Raw genomic sequence first — 18,365 nt, 5'->3', positions numbered from 1 at the left:
AGTTGCGCTTTAGCGCTAAAGCGCAACTACGAGCCAAATACAGAGATTTTACTTTTCGTTACATAGTTTGGTTTTATCTTGTCTACCTACTTAACTGCAAGAGTGAAAAATATTATGGCTCAAACGTTAGAAAATGCTGTGAACTTCCCAGAAGAACAACACTTCTCCAAACGTGGGTTAAGTTGGGAACAGTTTCAAGCGATTCAAGCTAGCTTTGAAAATGTACCAGGGGTGCGATTATTTTATTGTGACGAAATCTTAGAAATAGTTAGTATTGGTAAGCCTCATGAAGTAATTAAGTGTTTAATTAGTTTGCTTTTGGGACAATATTTCGTGGAACAAGGTATTGAATTTTTTCCTAGTGGGAGTTTTAGCCAGGTTATTCCTGAGATAGTAGAATATCAAGCAGATTTATCTTATTGCTTTGGAATCGACAAACCTGTACCAGACTTGTGCATTGAAGTAGTAATTACTAGCGGTAGTCCGATAAAGTTACATAAGTACAAATTAATGCAAGTCCCGGAAGTTTGGTTTTGGGAAGATGGCACAATTGAAGTTTACTGTTTACGAGAACAAGAATATGAGAAAGTTGTTACAAGTGAGCTATTACCAGAATTAGATATATCCTTGCTCAATCGTTGTATTTTGTTGTCGTCTCCCTTGGAAGCTATTAGAGAATTTCGCCAGGGTATTCAGCAGTAATAGGAGGTTTAAATAACAGAAAACATTTGAATATTGCTAAAAATGTTAATTTTAAATGTAAGACTCATAATTAAAGAAAACAACAATCAAATCTGGTGAAAGATGACTAACCAAAAACTAACGTTAGAAATTCCAGAATCCCTGTTTGAACAATTGCATCATCTTGCTGAGTTAAGTGGTCAATCTATAGAATCTTTAGCATTGCAAAGCATTAGGAGCAATGTACCTTACTTAACTGAAAAAATACATGACCTTGATGAACTACTGTCACGAGTAACACCCGATAATTTACATGGTGAAATTGACAGTGGAAAGCCTGTAGGTTATGAAATATTCTGATTCTGAATTATACATACCGAAACAGGGTGATATTATTTGGATAAACTTCACGCCTCAAATTGGACGTGAGCAAGCAGGTAGGCGTCCTGCTCTTGTCATCTCACCACTTAAATATAATCGTCGAGTTCGACTGGCCTTAGTATGTCCGATTACTACGAAAGTCAAGGGCTATCCTTTTGAAGTACCTGTTTCAGAGGGTTTAGCAGTATCAGGAGTAGTGCTAGCAGATCAGGTGAAGTCTTTCGATTGGCAAGAAAGAAAAGCCGAGTTTGCTTGCAAGGCACCAGATGAAGTCACAGTTGAGGTAATTACTCTACTGAGAACTTTAATGCCTTTACCATAATAGAAGCGATCGCCACAGCCCCCCACAACGGCGCATCATCCCCCAACGTAGCCGGGATAATTTCAAAATCAACTTCTGGTAAAGCCGTCTCCCGCGCCACCTGACGCACCACCCGCCAAAAATCCTCCCCCGCCTTCGTCACACCGCCCCCCAACACAAACCGCTGCGGATTCATCAAATTCGCCACATTGCCAATACCCACACCCAGCGCCCAAGCAGCCTTGTGCAATACTTCCTTCGCCAAATCATCCCCAGCCGCCGCCGCCTCACTTACCAACTGCCCCGTCAGCAACGTTAAATCATCCCCCACCAAACCCCTCAAAACCTCTCCATCTCTGAGTCCTCTGCGCCTCTGCGGTTCGTTCTCCAAAATTTCCCTAACATTTTGTGCCATATAAGGCCCAGACGCCAAACGTTCCACACATCCCCGCTTCCCACACAAACAAACTGGCCCAGCAGGATCTACAACGATATGGCCAATTTCCCCAGCCATCCCACCAGCACCCCGCCAAGGTTGGCCGTTGAGTATCCAACCACCACCCACACCAGTGCTGACAGTTATATAAAACAGGCTATCGTATCCCTGTCCCGCACCAAAACGATGTTCACCCAAAGCAGCAACATTAGCATCATTATCTACACCAACACTCACGCCAAACTCCTCCTCCAACAACCCTTTGAGAGGAATATTTTCCCATCCAGCCACATGATGAGATAGTCGCACCATCCCCGTAGAAGCATCTACAGGCCCGCCAAAACTGACACCGATCGCAGCCGGTTTTGTGTCTTCTAGCAGAGAGTATATTAGCGATCGCATAATTTCCAAGTCAGTACTAGCATTTGCACCTACTGGCGAGAGACGACGTTCATAACGCAACCACTTTCTAGAACCGACATTTACCGTTGCTGCCGCCAATTTAGTTCCGCCAAAATCGAGAGCTAAAATTAATGTCATAGTTTTTTATTTTTTATAATAAGTGGTTTATTTCTCAAGAAAGATGTTACTAAGCAAAATAAATTCAACACTAAAGAAGACTGTATAATTTAGCAACTTATGACTCCCGATCAATCCAACCCACTTATCGATTTCTCTCACGCTAAAGAACCTCCTCGCTCTATTGATCTCGATAAAGCTCAAGAGGCAGATCCCATTGAACCAGAAGAAGTAACTGGAGAGAGTAAGCTAAACCCCACTCCTGATGATTTGAATAGCGGAGATGAAGATCCAAGAATCGGGGGTAGTCAAATAATTAGTGGCAATATTTCAGCTGGTTGAATATTGCCATTACTAACTTACTCATCTCTTTGTGAGTTGAGTACTTTGTCAATAAAATGTTGCAATCGTTCATAATGTGAACCTTTCCAATAAATGCGATCGCAGTCTTGGCAACGCCGGAATATATCAATCTGCGTAGCTTGCCGCCGTAGGCATCGCACATTTTCTGGCACTTGATCAATAATGGATTGCTTATCTACAGGTTCTAGTAATCCATTGCAGGGCAAACACCGTTTAAATGGTGAGATTAATTTAAACAAGTCGTAGCGTTGTAGTACTTCTATGATTTGTTGTTGAGGGTTAATATTTCTAACGTAATACCCATACGTTACCAAACTACGCATTAATAAACCCTTATCACGAGTCAAGAGAATTCGCCCTTGGCTGTAGGATATCTGGGCTAATTTCGCATCCTCGTAATCATTGCGGTATAAAGTATCAAAACCTAAAAGTCGTAGAGATGTCGCAAGCTTACCCAAATGGATATCTAAAACAAAGCGCATAATACTAAGTGCTTCTGGCATAACCGAAACGCTTGGTATAATAGTAGACCTAGCAGAAATTGGATAAACATTGATAGTATCTCTATCCAAAACTATGTAAGAAAAATTTACATAGTTACCATTAACATTTATAAAATCAACTTCTGGATGAGGGACACCCAACGACTCAATCATGTCCTTAATTGAGGCTCTCTCTTCAAAAAAATGGGAGATTTTCACCTGCTGATGATGCCGTGGTAAAAAATGATTCAATTCTCCATGAAAATAGAAATATGCGATCGCCATACTCAAAAATCTTGGAATTAATAGAGGCACACAACTGTACCCTTACTGCTAACAATTTGTCACAATTGCAAAAATTTATCTATTGTATTCAATGAATCAATACTTACTTAAGTCAGCTATCCACTATTAAATAACCATTAATCTTGATTTAAGCAACCTTCTAGAGGCGACAAACGGTAAAAGAATTAGAAAGATTCTTAAATACTTGCATTTATTATTGAGTTCAGCTACAGTCAAGGCAGAGGCATATAATCAAACCCTGACATAAGCTTCAGGAAGTTAGATTAAGTAAAAGGGTAAATATACCAGATTTGTTAATGTTGATCTTAGTGACGCTACTAATAATTAGTCACTATTTTTGATTATTAACTTATCTCGCATGAAGTAAGGGGTACAAAGCATTTACCCCTGATTTAATTGTCTTTATTTTTTCTCAGCTAATTGATAATTATTCGCAAGATGAGCGATAAATATAATAAAAAAGTTTTAAAACAGTATTGACTTACCAAATTATCACCTATTTACCAGGACTCCTCGCATCTACTTTTAGGAATATGCTCAAACAAAAACAACAAAAATTTATATCTTTATATGTAAAAACAACAACTGTAACTAGCTATGTAAAAAAATTCAGCAAAACTTTAAATAATTATGTTGCTGCTAGCAATATTTTTGATTGTAATATCAGCTACATACATATTATAAGCAAGTTGATTGCCTGTTACTCTCCAAGCGATGTCTGACGACAAGCTGCTTTGCATCTACGCCCAAGATTAAATATATTTGATTTTGCGAAAAAAACCAAGTTGAGAAAAGCCGAGCTTCAGCAAGTGGAAATTTACAAGATACCAAATAACAATAAAACTAGATACAAAATTAACGCCGCGCATACGGAAAAATCTATTTTGATGCTGTTTATCTCTATTGTGGAGACTTTATTAACCGGAAAGACCTCGATCAGTAATGATGTTATAAAGTGGATACCTACTTTTAACTAGGAAATGAATATTGTTCTTTTTTATCTCCTTTAGCCAAGGATATTGTAGCTAAGAACACAATTGTATTTTGTTATACCTTTTGTCCAGAGAATACGCTAATGAGTACAGCGAGATGAATACTTTTTTTTGTTCTGACGATTCACGGCAAGTAGGAGAAGATGTTATTGGTAGCGCCACCAATTCTCAAACTTATATTTTAGTTGAGTGTCCTTTACCTTGGACATCAGAAGCCTTTAATTCCAAATGGGTACCCCAGAATTTGAGAATTTTGGTAGAAGAAGTAAAGCGTGCTAAACTACCAATTAGATTTCTTTTAATTGCTAATGATGTATCACATAAGGTAAATCACACTACACTTCTGATTTATCAAAAAGAAGAAGGGCTAAGTAATGGATACCATAAAAAAGAGTTTAAGCTAGCAAATATTGAACAAGTAGCAGCAGTTGTCCAAAAATGCTTATGGGGTATCAGTTCTAATTCTGAGATAGAAACTAGTAAAACTAGAGATATTTTAGTTTGTACCCACGGTAGCCATGATAAATGTTGTGCCAGATATGGCGCTCCTTTTTACTTCAATGTTACAGCAAGGAACGCTGATTTGTGTTTGGATAATGTGCGAATTTGGAAATCATCGCACTTTGGCGGACATCGTTTTGCACCAACAATTATAGACTTGCCAGAAGGAAGATATTACGGTCGTATAGATATAGATTCATTTAGATCGATTTTGGCTCGGACTGGTGATATTCAATGCTTAAATAAAGTGTATCGAGGCTGGGGAATTCTGCCTGCTGCACTTCAGGTTTTGGAAAGAGAACTAATGCTTTGCAATGGGTGGGATTGGTTTAATTACAAAGTTGCAGGCAAAATTTTAGAGCAAAGTTTAGATAATAATACTATTCTGGGTGAGCTAAGTTTTGAACAACCTTCTGGTTCTGTCTACACTTACCAGGCTAAACTTGTAAAAGATGAAACTAAGACTCAACAACTGAAGAGTTCATGCAATGCTACACGAGAGTTGGTAGTTACTAAATATGCTGTCGGTAGTCTTTGGCTTACTTCTAGTAAGGTGATGAGTTATAGTAATTAAAAGAGGAGATTTTTTAAACGCAGAGGCGAGGCAGCACGTTTAAATTCCGAATTAAGATTAAGTCATATTTAGCACTTTTCGTAAAAGTACTTGATCTTCTAATTTGGCTTTTAGACGGCCATTTTCAATATCTCGAATCCAGCTTTGGCTTTTACCTGTAAGCTTTGCCAATTCTCTTTGGGAGAGATTCAAATTTTTTCGTGCTTGCAAAATCTGTTCACCCAGCAAATCGTTTGTAGCTTTGGGCTTCCTTTTGGCTTTAGCTGTTCTTGTTTTCTTTTTTTCCGATTCTGAGATTTGCTGTTCCCATTCTGGTGGGAGTTCAAAAGCCAAAATCCGCGCATTCATTAAGAGATTCCATTTACCACGGGGGCCTGTGTCTGTGAGGCGGGTTTCGGCACCACCGTCATTAGTCCAAAATTCTAATGCTTCATCTGGATCTTCTGGAAGATCAACTAATTTCGCCCATAAAGGTTGAATTTCTGGCGGATAGGTAACTGGATCGAAAAGTGCTTTCATTCCATAGTGATTGAGAATTTCCAAATCGCTTTCAAAAGTTCGCAGCAGACGTTTGCGTTCTTCTCGTTGTCTGGATGCAAGGGCGACTTTTTCTTCACCGTAAGCAATACGCAGCAAGGTAGGAATAGTAATACGTTGTTCTTTGCCCATTTTGGTTTTAAACAGCAACCACAGCATTAATCGGACTGCGCCTTCATGTTGCTGCCAAATACTCATGACTGTGGTTAGCAACGTTTTGGGGAGACTGCCATATTGATAAAATGCGGTTCGCTCTTTACATGCTTGTTTGTTTAAGAAATATTGCGCCCATAAGCCTGCTTTTACTTTAAAAGTTAGCCCAATAAGATATTTGCATCCGAGATTGTCTTCTTGAAAGTGGTGCTGGATATCTACTAAGTGCCATAAGCGGCTGCTTGTAATAGAGAATCCGTTAATTCGACCTTGTTGAGGCCAATCAATGGAGATAATCAAAGAGCAAGCTTGCTGGACAAGATTTTTCATTAAAGCTAGTTTGGCAGCTTTACTTAAATCTTTGCGTTTCTCCATCCCTAAATATTTCTCAATTTGTCGCTCATCGATCGCAAATTCTTGCTCCCAAGGTTGATCTAAAGCTGTAGCATAAGCTGCAAAAATTAGATGTATGCAAGCGGCTCTGATGTCAAGCCCCTCAACTCCTGCTAAATCTGTGGCCTTGTCGTTAACTTTGAATGGATCTTGGATGTGAAAAGCGATCGCACCTCGGCCTTGATTGATTTGTCGGCTGTAACTTATGTAACCCTCTTTATCGGTTTCCCAATGTAGCGATGTGCGTTGTGCTAATACATTACAAGCTTCCCAAATTGCGATCGCTGAAGCAAATGGGTTATTCTTGCCGTTAGAAAACAAGTCTAAACTGCTAGCATCTCTCGGTTCTACTTTGCATCTCCCCTTTTTTGACTGCCAAGGAATCGGAGAATTTGTTGGACAAGCTATTACACATTGCGGTTCTGAATAATAGCCCTCACAATTATTACAAAGAGCAGGATCAATCCAATATTCATTGTCCTCTATTCTGATTGCACCCGTAGGACATTGGGGGCGGCAGTTGTCACATCCAACGCAACTGTTGTTAGGAATTGTATAAGGCATTTGGCTCTTTTCCCACTCTAATCGTTGAGATGTCTGGCTCAGGTCTCCCCTGGATGAGTCCTGTTTATTCATGACTCGCTACCACATTATCTTTCTGGCGAGAATAATCTTTTCTCACCACACTCACTCCCCACATCCATATTTTGAGTTCGCATCCAATTGGAAGCTATTTAAAGCTTTAAAACCGAGCCGGATAAAACTTATTTATTAACTATACATTTCATAGAAATAATGATTAATTTGTTCGTACCGAGCTTTCAAAAAAAGTTAATATTTGTTTAAAATATAATTTAATGAACATTTTCGCTTTGACAATAAAGTTTTTTTAGAAAACATTGAAACCTGTTCTAATTGAATTTCATCTGATTTATTAATGATTTTAATATCTAATGCATGATAATATTCTGCTACTTACTTTACAGTTCCTTTATAATAGCTTTACTTTGTTGAAATAAACAAATAATATCTTTTGTCATCATTTATATAAATAAAATAATTCAACAAAATTAAAAAAATGTTGGCTTTGAAAATACATATTGCATATATGAAAATGTTACTTATAAACATTTTATTTTGTATAAGTAAATACTATTTGCATAAATTTCTCTGCCTGCTCATAAAAATATTTGAAAAATAATATCATCACTATTATGGAGATAAGTAGGTAGGCGTAATTAAATATAAGATCAAACCTCACCCTCAATCCCTCTCCTTGTTAAGGAGAGGGAAGCCGGAGGCAGGGTGAGGTTTTCCTCAATCCCTCTCCTTACTTAATAAGGAGAGGGAAGCCGGATAGAGCGTGAGGTTTTCCTCAATCCCTCTCCTTACTTAATAAGGAGAGGGAAGCCGGATAGAGCGTGAGGTTTTATATTTAATTTGACCCACTTACTTAGTTGTATCTGCTGTAAATAATAACTATCCTTTTTTTCACCAACACACACTATGAACTGGCTACTTTTGCTCTTACGACTAGACAATTATTATCAATAACTTGATCTATATTTTGGAAATTCAAAATAATCTAACTTTGTGTTCAAAGTCATCGAAATTTGATGATTAAAAAGTAATTTTTGAATATAAAACAATAAAAGATTAGGATAATATGATGATTAATGCACAAACAGATTTGCAGGCAAAATTGCCGAAGGATTATTCATGGCACAAGTAACAGGTTTGACATTTGGCGGTAAGGCTTGGACACCAAAATTTGCTCAAGAAATTGACAAGGAAAAATGTATCGGCTGTGGCAGATGCGTTAAAGTATGCGGTTATAATGTGCTAGGTTTGAAGGCACTCAATGAAGAAGGCGAGTTTGTAGAAGATGAAGATGATGAAGAAATTGAACGGAAAGTAATGGCAGTTACTTCTCCAGAGAACTGTATTGGTTGTGAAGCTTGTTCACGGATTTGCCCCAAGAATTGCTACACGCATGTTGCATTAAACAACTAAGGTTTTTGAAGTTAGTAAAAATTGTTGTTCATTCAAGGAGGCACTGTTTGTAAAACACGCAAATGTGCTAGGCAAGGTAACTTGAGGGGAATATTAAATATTTACTTGAACTAATAAAAAGTTCACAGGAAACAAATCCGTAAATCGCTAAATGTCAGATATTAACAAAATTAAACTTGCTGCTAATATAGCCTAATCAATATTAGGTCTAACAGTGTCCTCTTGGAACAACTAGCTTTTCTGGGAGCAGGGGGCTACCTTTTTCATAGGAGTTGAAATATAATTTGTAAGTTTATGGGGGAAAGATATGGAAAAAATCTGGAAGTTTCCCCCATTTTTTATGGCTGCACGTTAGAAAGTTAATAAGTGAAAAGGGAATGGGGAATAGGGAATGGGGAATAGATAAGAATGCCCAGCGTCTAAATACCTAATACCAGAAAATCACACCTTTAAAGACTGTTTATACAGGTAGCATGTATGCAACAAGTTCCTGTTTCACTATGGACTCTGGTTGCTGGGATAGTAGTTACAGCAATCAGCATTTGGATTGGTCAGAATCACACTCTGATGCCGGTGCAAGCATCGTTACAAGCGCCTTTGGTAGACGGTTTTTTCAGCGTCATGTTTACCATTGCGATCGCACTCTTTTTAGTGGTAGAAGGAACAATTGTAGTTTTTTTGATTCAGTTTCGTCGCCGTCCGGGTGACGATACCGATGGGGTGTCAATAGAAGGTAACTTGCCCTTAGAAGTCTTTTGGACAGCAATTCCAACAGTGATTGTCCTCCTTTTGGGCATCTACAGTGTAGATGTTTTTAACCGAATGGGAGGCTTTGAACCTGCGGGTCATCCGCATTCAGCGGCTCATGTTGCTCATATACCGGGGAGTGCGATCGCAGCTACATTAAGCGATACTGAAGCAACAATTGCCCCAACAATTGGTATTGGCGCGTCTCCTCAAACTCTAAACAAACCAGCCGACTTAGTTGTTGATGTCAAAGGTATACAGTACGCCTGGATATTTAATTACCCTGATAGTGGCATTACCTCTGGGGAATTGCACATACCCGTCGGTGCTGATGTACAACTCAACCTTTCAGCACAAGATGTAATTCACTCATTCTGGGTGCCAAACTTCCGCTTGAAACAAGATGCACTTCCTGGTATCCCTACCGAACTACGATTTGTCGCCACCAAACCAGGTACATATCCCGTAGTTTGTGCTGAATTGTGCGGTGGTTATCACGGTTCAATGCGGACACAGGTAATTGTCCACACACCAGAAGAATATAATAGCTGGCGCACAGAAAACCAAATTGCTCAACAGCAAAATTTAAATCAAGTCGTTGCAATTAATCCAGCCGACTTATCAAAATCAGAGTTTCTCGCACCCCACACCCATGATATGGGAATTAGTGCAGCAACTCTAGAGTCATTGGTCATTAGTCATTAGTCATTAGTTATTGGTCATTGGTCATTGGTCATTGGTCATTAGTCATTGGTCATTAGTTATTGGTAACTGACAAATGGCAACGGACAAATGACAACGGACAAAGGACAAAAGACAAAGGACAAAAGACAAATGACAAAGGACAAAAGACAAAGGACAAAAATATGACACAGGTAGAATTTCCTCGGAATACTCCACCAGAAGAAAAGAAACCGAAAATGGTGGCTGGCCATACCTCCCACCCGAAGGCGTGGAAATGGCAAGACTATTTTACATTTAATGTTGACCACAAGGTTATTGGTATCCAATATCTAGTGACGGCGTTTGTGTTCTATCTCATCGGCGGACTGATGGCTGTTGCTCTCCGTGTCGAATTAGCAACACCAGATGCAGACGTACTCGACCCCAATCTGTATAACGCTTTCATGACCAATCACGGGACGATTATGATCTTCCTGTGGATTGTCCCCAGCGCCATTGGGGGATTTGGTAACTATTTAGTGCCGTTGATGGTCGGTGCTAGGGATATGGCTTTCCCGAAGCTGAACGCGATCGCTTTTTGGTTAAATCCACCAGCAGGTGCGCTGATTTTAGGTAGTTTCATTTTTGGCGGTTCGCAATCTGGTTGGACAGCTTACCCACCGTTGAGTTTGGTAACAGCACCAATTGCTCAAACTATGTGGATACTTGCGATCGTTTTGGTGGGAACTTCTTCAATTTTGGGTTCACTGAACTTTGTGATTACCATTTTGATGATGAAGGTTCCTAGCATGAAATGGGATCAAGTTCCCCTATTTTGCTGGGCAATCTTGGCAACTTCTCTACTGGCGCTTCTCTCCACACCTGTATTAGCAGCCGGTTTAATTCTGCTATTGTTTGACCTCAACTTTGGCACCTCCTTCTTTAAACCAGATGCAGGCGGTAACGTTGTAATTTATCAACACTTATTCTGGTTTTATTCCCACCCGGCAGTGTATTTAATGATTCTGCCGATCTTCGGCATCATGTCGGAGGTAATTCCAGTTCACGCCCGCAAGCCAATTTTTGGTTATAAAGCGATCGCTTATTCTAGTGTAGCCATCTGCGTTGTCGGTTTGTTCGTCTGGGTACACCACATGTTTACCAGTGGTACACCCGGTTGGATGCGGATGTTCTTCACTATCTCTACTCTTATAGTTGCAGTTCCGACTGGCGTAAAGATTTTTGCCTGGGTTGCTACCCTCTGGGGTGGTAAAATCCGCTTCACAGGTGCGATGCTTTTCGCTATTGGCTTGTTATCTATGTTTGTCATGGGTGGCTTAAGTGGTGTGACGATGGGAACAGCCCCCTTTGATGTTCACGTCCACGACACATATTATGTAGTAGGACATTTCCATTACGTTCTGTTTGGCGGTTCCGTGTTTGGCATTTACGCCGGCATTTATCACTGGTTCCCCAAAATGACCGGACGAATGTTGAATGAAAGCTTGGCACGCATTCACTTTGCCCTTACCTTCATCGGTACCAATCTGACCTTTTTACCTATGCACGAGTTGGGTTTAAAAGGAATGCCCCGAAGAGTGGCAATGTATGACCCCCAATTTATCGACCTCAATCAAATTTGTACCTTTGGTTCATTTGTTTTGGCGATATCGGTAATTCCTTTCACCGTCAACATGATCTACAGTTGGCTGAAAGGGCCTTTGGCTGGTGATAATCCTTGGCAAGCTTTGACCTTAGAATGGACAACTAGCTCGCCACCTGCAATTGAAAACTGGGAAGTGTTGCCGGTTGTGACTCATGGTCCTTATGACTACGGTCACGATCATAGTAACGAAATACAGCCATCTGCAACGCCATCAGCTAGTGCTTAGTTAGTAGAGTAGCCCTTTCAAGGTGACTAGTAAAATCTCTTTTTTCTCTCAGCGCTCTCTGCGCCTCTGCGGTTAAATAAATTACTTCTAACCACAGAGGCGCAGAGAACACAGAGTAAAGAGATTAAAGATCGGTTAAACAAGGATTTTGGATGAAGAATGAAAATTTTGCCGCTTCAGACTTCATTCTTTATTCAAGCTTGCACAACAGACGCAGCGCATAATATTGTCAAAAAATCTATGACTATAGCTACAACCACAAGCGAAGATCACAGTGCAGGACACGAAGAACATCCAGATTTAAGAGTTTGGGGATTGTTGACGTTCCTCGCTTCTGAATCCCTGATGTTTGGCGGATTTTTTGCCACTTATTTGTTTTTTCGGAGCAGTACAGCAGTTTGGCCTCCAGAAGGAAGCGAAGTAGAACTACTTGTACCGACGATTAACACCATTATCCTAGTGTCTAGTAGTTTCGTGATTCACTTCGGTGATACGGCGATTAAAAAGAATAACGTCAAGGGAATGCAACTGTGGTACGCAATTACCGCAATCATGGGGGCAATTTTCTTAGGTGGTCAGGTTTATGAGTATTCAACTTTAGCATACCGTCTGACTACCAACGTCTTCGCCAACTGCTTTTATATCATGACAGGGTTCCACGGTTTGCACGTTTTTGTGGGACTGTTATTGATATTACGTGCATTGTGGCGATCGCGTCTTCCCGGTGAATATTCTGCAACCAATCATACTTTCATCGAAATGACAGAAATTTACTGGCACTTCGTAGACATTATCTGGATTGTTTTATTCACCTTGGTGTACGTTCTTACTTTGTTTTAACAAAAGTTAGGAGTCAAAAGTTAGAAGTTAGAAGTTAGGAGTTAAAAGTTAGGAGTTAGAAGTTAAAAACTAAGAGTTGTAGGGACGAGTTTAACAAAAAATATCGCCTGCACAACGGAAGTTAAAAGATTTAGATTAACGATTTTCTTAAACTCCTAACTCCTAACTCCTAAGTCTTAACTCCTAACTCCTAACTCCTAACTCCTAACTCCTAACTCTTAACTCCTAACTCCTAACTCCTAACTCCTAACTCCTAACTATTCAGGAATTTATTATGCAAACTAATACAAATAATTTTTCATGGTTCCAGGTTCCAGAGGACATCAAAAATCTATTAATTTTAGCTGCACAAACCTGGGATAACACATCAGAATCAGAAAAATATATTCAACAAGCTTTAGCGAAAACTGGTGATAATACAGATGTCTTGGTAGCAGCATATAGATTTTTCTATTATAAAAATAATTATTCTCTTGCATTACAAACAACAGCCAAATTATTAGATAAAATTAAAGAAATAGAAAACTTGCCTGATGACTGGGAGCAACTTAAGCCTATATTAGTCAATCGCAAAGAAGACCCACAAATTCGATTGTACTTAAATGCTTATGCTGCTTCTGGATTGGTACTAGCAAACTTGGGAGCAATCGAAGAAGCGAAAGAAATCAGTGCTAAAGTCAAAGAAATAGACGAAAAGCATGATTTTGGTGCCGGAACTCTCCTGGATATTTTGACACGTCCAGCAGAAGAAGATGATTAATTAGTCAATGCACATCTCGACAAGAAAGAGTGGGGAGATGAGGGGACAAGGAGAATAACTCATGCTCAATCCCCAATCCCCAATCCGCAATCCCCAATTCCCAATTGCCAATTCTCAATTCCCTTTTACTGAACAATCATGAACAATTGGTTATCTACCACATCATATTCCTCTTACTCGTTATTAGGAGCAGCTACTGATAGTAACTCTATCTTTCCTCCTATCACCGTACCTACTAAACTTCCTGGAGGTAATAATATTCCTAATGTCTCTCCGATCATTATCATCCAATCTTCTCAGCTATCAATTTAAAAGTTATGAAAGGTAAGGATTGGCTGCTAACGGGAGACGGTCAATATCAAGCCTGTAAAGCTGTGAGATCATGGGATTTATTGAGAGAAAATTATCGGGTTTATCGGTTTTTAACTGAAGTCGAAGATGTTCTCAATAGTGTGGACGATCAAACCAGTCGTCTACCAGAAATCCGAATGCTTGTAAGGCGCTTGATAGTGAATTCCTACTGGGTGCGAAGTCAATATTTAGAGCCTTCGCCCAAAACGGGAACCTCTGTTTTACTCCTATATGATGAATTGGGTTTTCCGTTGACAGTGCAAGTAGTAACATTTGCACCGGGAACCCGATCAACCATTCATAATCATGGGACGTGGGGAATAGTGGCGGTGTTAAAAGGTCAAGAAAAAAATACTTTTTGGCGACGCACTCCTAGCCCAGATTTTCAGGACAAAATTGAATCGACGGGAGAGATAAATCTATTTCCAGGGGATATTATTAGCTTCACTCCCGATGCAATTCACAGTGTAGAAGCAATGGGTGATGAACCAACTGTGACTTTTAACATCTACGGCGAAACTGATCCGAGTGAAAGATTTGAGTTTGACTCGGTTAAGTGTAGTGCTAAAAACTTTTAGCATTACGCGGTAGGGGCGCACATTTGGGCGCTCCTAAAAACGAATAGTATTCTACAGCGAGGTAGTTAAATGGCAAGAGTAATATTTTATAGCAAACCAGGCTGCAAAGGTGGTACTAAGCAAAAAGTTTTGCTAACAGCTGCTGGACATGAGGTGATACCATACAACCTGCTAACAGAATCTTGGACAGTTGAGCGGTTGCGTTCATTTTTTGGCGATCGCCCCGTAGCCGAATGGTTTAATCCTTCCGCCCCAAAGATAAAATCTGGTGAGGTGGTTCCTGAAAAAATTGATGCAGATACCGCTTTGGGGCTGATGCTGAAAGAGCCGCTGTTAATTCGCCGTCCTTTGTTAGAAGTAGGCGAACAGCGCGAGGTAGGATTTGATCTACAAAAGATTGATGCTTGGATTGGCTTACAAGCTGTGGATGAATCTTTGCAAGCAATCAGCGACAATCTCATGAAGGAGAATTTGCAAGGCTGTTCTCACGGCCATGATCATGGGCATCATCACCATAATCAGCAGGGTGAACAGCATCAAAAGCAAGGCAAGTGTAGTCATTAGACTTCTTGCGAAAGTCCCTAACACCCCACCCCCAAACCCTAAGAGCTTTTCAGGGGGGGGAGATAAAGCGTAGCTTTGGTGGGTGGGGTTTTTACTGACAATGCGATCGTTTCGACTTGCAAAAATTAACACACCCTTTTTTTACCAGGAAGGGAAAAAGGGGATTCGCATAAAATTTACCCCCTCATAATTTTTCACAAATTTTCTAAGTTATTTTACTTAGAAATATCTAACTGTATAGTTAATATTTTAATTTATTTACTTCAATAGATGATTTTTTATATAAGTGTATTATTTTATTTGTTAACAGATACGTCAATGTAAACCAATAACCTACTATCATTCATCGGCTTAAATAGTATGGCTTAGGATAAGTAGGTAGGCACGATAAAACCAATATATGTTTAGTTTTGTAAAGAGCCTGAAACAAAGATTTTGTATATGTGCTGACTTTACATTTCGTTACATACTTGGGAATTTTCTCGCCCACTTACTTAGCGACAGTTAATAAATGACAGATTTGAGCAGCTTTTGCACTTTGTGTTACGCTGCCGATCTAAGGAAGTTGGGCGTTCAGTTACTGCGCCGTTAGAGGATGTTTGAAAAATCAAAATATATATTAAAAACCTCGCTTCCATTCCTCTCTCTTACAAGGCTATCCATTAGTTACATCTTTCTTTACAATTTTATAACCCTTATTTTGCAAGCATCTTGAACATTGAGGTATCAGGCATACTTGACAAGTTGGCTCTTAATATCATCGCTAAAATTAGGTTTTTATTGAGAATTAACGACGAACGAATAAGGGTTATAAAAATGTGAGTGAATACTCTGTCAAATGTTAAGAAAGATCCGGGAAAGGATAGCCTACAAAAAGAGAGGCTTTGAAGCCCCCATTGCCTTGTAGGCAAGGAGGGGGGTTAGATTTTCGAGGCTTTGATGTTACCAAAAATACTTTTCAAACATCCTCTTAGATTGTTCTTTACGTTTATTAAAATCGTGTCCTAATTTGGTGCGTATCTCGGCTCTATCCGTAATTTGTAGGACTTTAGTATGTTTAATAGTTTCTCTCGGCGTCGAATTGTAAAGGTAGCGGTCGGTTTTGTTGCCGGAATTGCTTGTGTAGTAGAAACTCAGGCGATTGTGCAAGCACAATTTAGAGGTCCAATTCCATTTGGAATTCCAAATGGTACATACACAATACAATCACTTGGCACTATACCCGGTGCCAACTATTTAGATGGTAGGACAGCTAACGGCACGGTTGGGCTGGCTCCTGGTTTCGCTGGAGGATTTACAGGGGCTAGGTGGTCTATAGTTAGTAGAGGTTCCTACTACACAATACGCTCCTGTGGCACTATACCCGGTGCTGACTATTTAGATGGTAGAACAGCTAACGGCACGGTTGGGCTGGCTCCTACTTACACTGGAGGATTTACAGGCGCTAGGTGGTCTATATTTAGTAGAGGTACTTACTACACAATACAATCCCTTGGCACTATACCCGGTGCCAACTATTTAGATGGTAGGACAGGTAACGGCACGGTTGGGCTGGCTCCTACTTACACTGGAGGATTTACAGGCGCTAGGTGGTCTATTAACCGTACCAGTGAGTCCTGTCCGGGCGGACCCGGCTAAGGATTTTACGGCCATGCCAGTAGGCTGAGTTTTGCATGGTAATAATCTTTCGCAAGTACCTGCGCTATTGGCAAAGCTAACAAGGACAAGCACCGAATGAAACGCTAGAGCTAAATGAGAGGGACAGGAGGCTCATTACTGCGTTGTCCCTCTTGTCTCTTTAACGGACGCTAGCAGTTTCTAAGGATAAATCTTGAAACATGGGTGTGCTGAGGTATCGTTCACCAAAGGAAGGCTGAATCATCACAATTAAACGTCCGGCGTTTTCTGGACGTTTACCTACTTGGATTGCAGCACACAAAGCTGCACCAGAGGATATCCCAGATAATAAGCCTTCTTCTTTTGCCAAACGTCGCCCTAAAGCGATCGCTTGTTCATCGCTGACTCTAATTACTTCATCAACCAATTCTAGGCGGAGAACATCGGGGATAAATCCCGCACCAATACCTTGAATTTTGTGTGGACCGGCTTCACCACCAGAGAGAACTGGGCTGTTGCTGGGTTCAACTGCGATCGCTTTAAAAGTCGGCTTGCGCTGTTTGAGTACTTCTGCAACCCCAGTAATCGTCCCACCAGTACCTACCCCAGCAATGAGGATATCCACTTCCCCGTCTGTATCTGCCCAAATTTCTTCGGCGGTAGTTTCTTGGTGAACTTTGGGATTGGCAGGGTTGCGGAACTGTTGCAGCATAAAAGCATCGTTTGTATTAGCCACAATTTCTTCGGCTTTGCGAATAGCTCCCCGCATTCCCTCAGCGCCTGGTGTCAATACCAAAGAAGCACCATAAGCCCTGAGCATAGCCCGTCGTTCTTGGCTCATCGTCTCTGGCATTGTCAAAATCAAACGGTAGCCACGCGCAGCTGCTACCATTGCTAGAGCAATTCCTGTATTACCAGAGGTAGGCTCAACTAAAATCGTCTTTCCAGGGGAAATTGAGCCAGCCGCTTCTGCCGAGAGTACCATACTTAACCCAATGCGGTCTTTCACCGAAGCTGCTGGGTTCATCCCTTCTAATTTGACAACTATCCTTGCTACTACTCCCTCAGCTTGAGGAATCTTGTTCAGTTGAACTAAAGGAGTTCGTCCAATCAGTTCTGTTATGTCTTGAGCAATCCGCATTATTTAACTCCTAAAACCCTAAATTTTAGTACAGAGTATTTACTTATAACAATAAGCTTTTGTATATTTAATTTGCAGTTGAGTGTTAATGAGTGCATATACTATGTATTCTAACTCAACCACAAAATATGAAAGTTTAGGAAGAACCTTTATCAGATGTTCCCATTGATTCTCTACTTCAGCAGAGACCTAGCTTGCCACACTTGTATTTTACCATTTGGAATTGCTGACTATTGCTTCTTGGGCAGAATTCTGTATATATGCATAATTATTAGCATTTTTTTCAATATCTTCTATTTGTTATAGAAATATAATTTACTTTCCAAAGATTTAATTGTTTTTCTTCATTTATTAGTCTATCTTTATCAAAAGACATTGATATTCTCTTTTGAGTGCAGTTTTTGTCTACCCAAATTTGCATCAAAAACAGTCCTTAATCATTGCCTACAGTGCTTTTAGCTTGAGTACAGAAATACCAGACCCCCACCTCGTAAACACTAGAACCCCGTCCCAAAAACACTAGCACCCATACCCCAATAAATTTTTGTAAAGCTTATCAGGTATGAATTACAAGCTTTGA

18 protein-coding genes are annotated in these 18,365 nt (G+C 40.1%); 14 read left to right on the top strand and 4 right to left on the bottom strand.

The window, feature by feature from the left end; all coding sequences use genetic code 11:
• Positions 1 to 114: 114 nt before the first annotated feature.
• The 3 genes from V7K73_RS10785 (at position 115) to mazF (ending at position 1,384) form a co-directional block, all read left to right on the top strand.
• A complete protein-coding gene (locus tag V7K73_RS10785) occupies positions 115 to 702 on the top strand; it encodes a Uma2 family endonuclease (protein WP_334879736.1) in 588 nt (195 codons plus the stop codon).
• Between the two features lie 102 nt (positions 703 to 804).
• The gene (locus V7K73_RS10780) at positions 805 to 1,041 is read left to right on the top strand and encodes an AbrB/MazE/SpoVT family DNA-binding domain-containing protein (protein WP_334879734.1); all 237 of its coding nucleotides are present in this window, start codon (positions 805 to 807) and stop codon (positions 1,039 to 1,041) included.
• On the top strand, positions 1,028 to 1,384 hold the full coding sequence (mazF, locus tag V7K73_RS10775) for an endoribonuclease MazF (RefSeq protein WP_334879732.1): 357 nt from the start codon (positions 1,028 to 1,030) through the stop codon (positions 1,382 to 1,384). Before V7K73_RS10780 ends, mazF begins: the two co-directional genes overlap by 14 nt.
• Here mazF and V7K73_RS10770 read toward each other — a convergent pair.
• Positions 1,350 to 2,339 (bottom strand): ROK family protein, encoded by a 990-nt coding sequence (locus tag V7K73_RS10770; RefSeq protein ID WP_334879730.1) that lies wholly within the window; start codon positions 2,337 to 2,339, stop codon positions 1,350 to 1,352. The two genes, mazF and V7K73_RS10770, sit on opposite strands and share 35 nt — an antisense overlap.
• A gap of 99 nt (positions 2,340 to 2,438) precedes the next feature.
• Here V7K73_RS10770 and V7K73_RS10765 point away from each other — a divergent pair, with 99 nt between their 5' ends.
• Positions 2,439 to 2,660: a hypothetical protein gene (locus V7K73_RS10765; RefSeq protein WP_334879728.1), complete on the top strand. Its 222-nt coding sequence runs from the start codon at positions 2,439 to 2,441 to the stop codon at positions 2,658 to 2,660.
• 17 nt (positions 2,661 to 2,677) lie between these two features.
• Here the strand turns inward: V7K73_RS10765 and V7K73_RS10760 are convergent, their stop codons facing one another.
• On the bottom strand, positions 2,678 to 3,448 hold the full coding sequence (locus V7K73_RS10760) for a Mut7-C RNAse domain-containing protein (protein ID WP_334879750.1): 771 nt from the start codon (positions 3,446 to 3,448) through the stop codon (positions 2,678 to 2,680).
• A 1,110-nt stretch (positions 3,449 to 4,558) separates the two neighbouring features.
• Between V7K73_RS10760 and V7K73_RS10755 the strand changes: the two genes are divergently transcribed.
• A complete protein-coding gene (locus tag V7K73_RS10755; protein WP_334879726.1) occupies positions 4,559 to 5,536 on the top strand; it encodes a sucrase ferredoxin in 978 nt (325 codons plus the stop codon).
• Positions 5,537 to 5,593: 57 nt separating this feature from the next.
• Here V7K73_RS10755 and V7K73_RS10750 read toward each other — a convergent pair whose 3' ends face one another.
• Positions 5,594 to 7,183 carry a helix-turn-helix domain-containing protein gene (locus tag V7K73_RS10750; RefSeq protein ID WP_334879724.1) on the bottom strand — a complete coding sequence of 530 codons (1,590 nt, stop codon included), beginning with the start codon at positions 7,181 to 7,183 and terminating at the stop codon, positions 5,594 to 5,596.
• A gap of 1,155 nt (positions 7,184 to 8,338) precedes the next feature.
• Between V7K73_RS10750 and fdxB the strand changes: the two genes are divergently transcribed.
• The 9 genes from fdxB (at position 8,339) to V7K73_RS10705 (ending at position 16,665) form a co-directional block, all read left to right on the top strand.
• Positions 8,339 to 8,632: a ferredoxin III, nif-specific gene (gene fdxB / locus V7K73_RS10745; protein ID WP_334879722.1), complete on the top strand. Its 294-nt coding sequence runs from the start codon at positions 8,339 to 8,341 to the stop codon at positions 8,630 to 8,632.
• A gap of 477 nt (positions 8,633 to 9,109) precedes the next feature.
• The gene (locus V7K73_RS10740) at positions 9,110 to 10,084 is read left to right on the top strand and encodes a cytochrome c oxidase subunit II (protein WP_334879720.1); all 975 of its coding nucleotides are present in this window, start codon (positions 9,110 to 9,112) and stop codon (positions 10,082 to 10,084) included.
• 161 nt (positions 10,085 to 10,245) lie between these two features.
• A complete protein-coding gene (gene ctaD / locus V7K73_RS10735; RefSeq protein WP_334879748.1) occupies positions 10,246 to 11,934 on the top strand; it encodes a cytochrome c oxidase subunit I in 1,689 nt (562 codons plus the stop codon).
• 240 nt (positions 11,935 to 12,174) lie between these two features.
• On the top strand, positions 12,175 to 12,774 hold the full coding sequence (locus V7K73_RS10730; RefSeq protein ID WP_334879719.1) for a cytochrome c oxidase subunit 3: 600 nt from the start codon (positions 12,175 to 12,177) through the stop codon (positions 12,772 to 12,774).
• Between the two features lie 274 nt (positions 12,775 to 13,048).
• Positions 13,049 to 13,534 (top strand): hypothetical protein, encoded by a 486-nt coding sequence (locus tag V7K73_RS10725; RefSeq protein ID WP_334879717.1) that lies wholly within the window; start codon positions 13,049 to 13,051, stop codon positions 13,532 to 13,534.
• Positions 13,535 to 13,672: 138 nt separating this feature from the next.
• Entirely contained in the window at positions 13,673 to 13,846 is a 174-nt protein-coding gene (locus tag V7K73_RS10720; protein ID WP_334879715.1) for a hypothetical protein, read from the top strand.
• 5 nt (positions 13,847 to 13,851) lie between these two features.
• Positions 13,852 to 14,463, top strand: a complete 612-nt coding sequence (locus V7K73_RS10715) for a cupin (protein ID WP_334879714.1) — start codon at positions 13,852 to 13,854, stop codon at positions 14,461 to 14,463.
• Between the two features lie 69 nt (positions 14,464 to 14,532).
• On the top strand, positions 14,533 to 15,027 hold the full coding sequence (locus tag V7K73_RS10710) for an ArsC/Spx/MgsR family protein (protein ID WP_334879712.1): 495 nt from the start codon (positions 14,533 to 14,535) through the stop codon (positions 15,025 to 15,027).
• Positions 15,028 to 16,080: 1,053 nt separating this feature from the next.
• On the top strand, positions 16,081 to 16,665 hold the full coding sequence (locus V7K73_RS10705; protein WP_334879710.1) for a hypothetical protein: 585 nt from the start codon (positions 16,081 to 16,083) through the stop codon (positions 16,663 to 16,665).
• Positions 16,666 to 16,825: 160 nt separating this feature from the next.
• On the opposite strand, the gene cysK is transcribed toward V7K73_RS10705, so the two are convergent.
• The gene (cysK, locus tag V7K73_RS10700) at positions 16,826 to 17,785 is read right to left on the bottom strand and encodes a cysteine synthase A (protein WP_334879708.1); all 960 of its coding nucleotides are present in this window, start codon (positions 17,783 to 17,785) and stop codon (positions 16,826 to 16,828) included.
• Between the last annotated feature and the right edge of the window lie 580 nt (positions 17,786 to 18,365).

The sequence above is a fragment of the Nostoc sp. genome, from assembly GCF_036916975.1.
GTDB lineage: Bacteria > Cyanobacteriota > Cyanobacteriia > Cyanobacteriales > Nostocaceae > Nostoc.
Note: the sequence above shows the minus strand (reverse complement) of the source record. Positions and strands in the feature narration are given on the sequence as shown.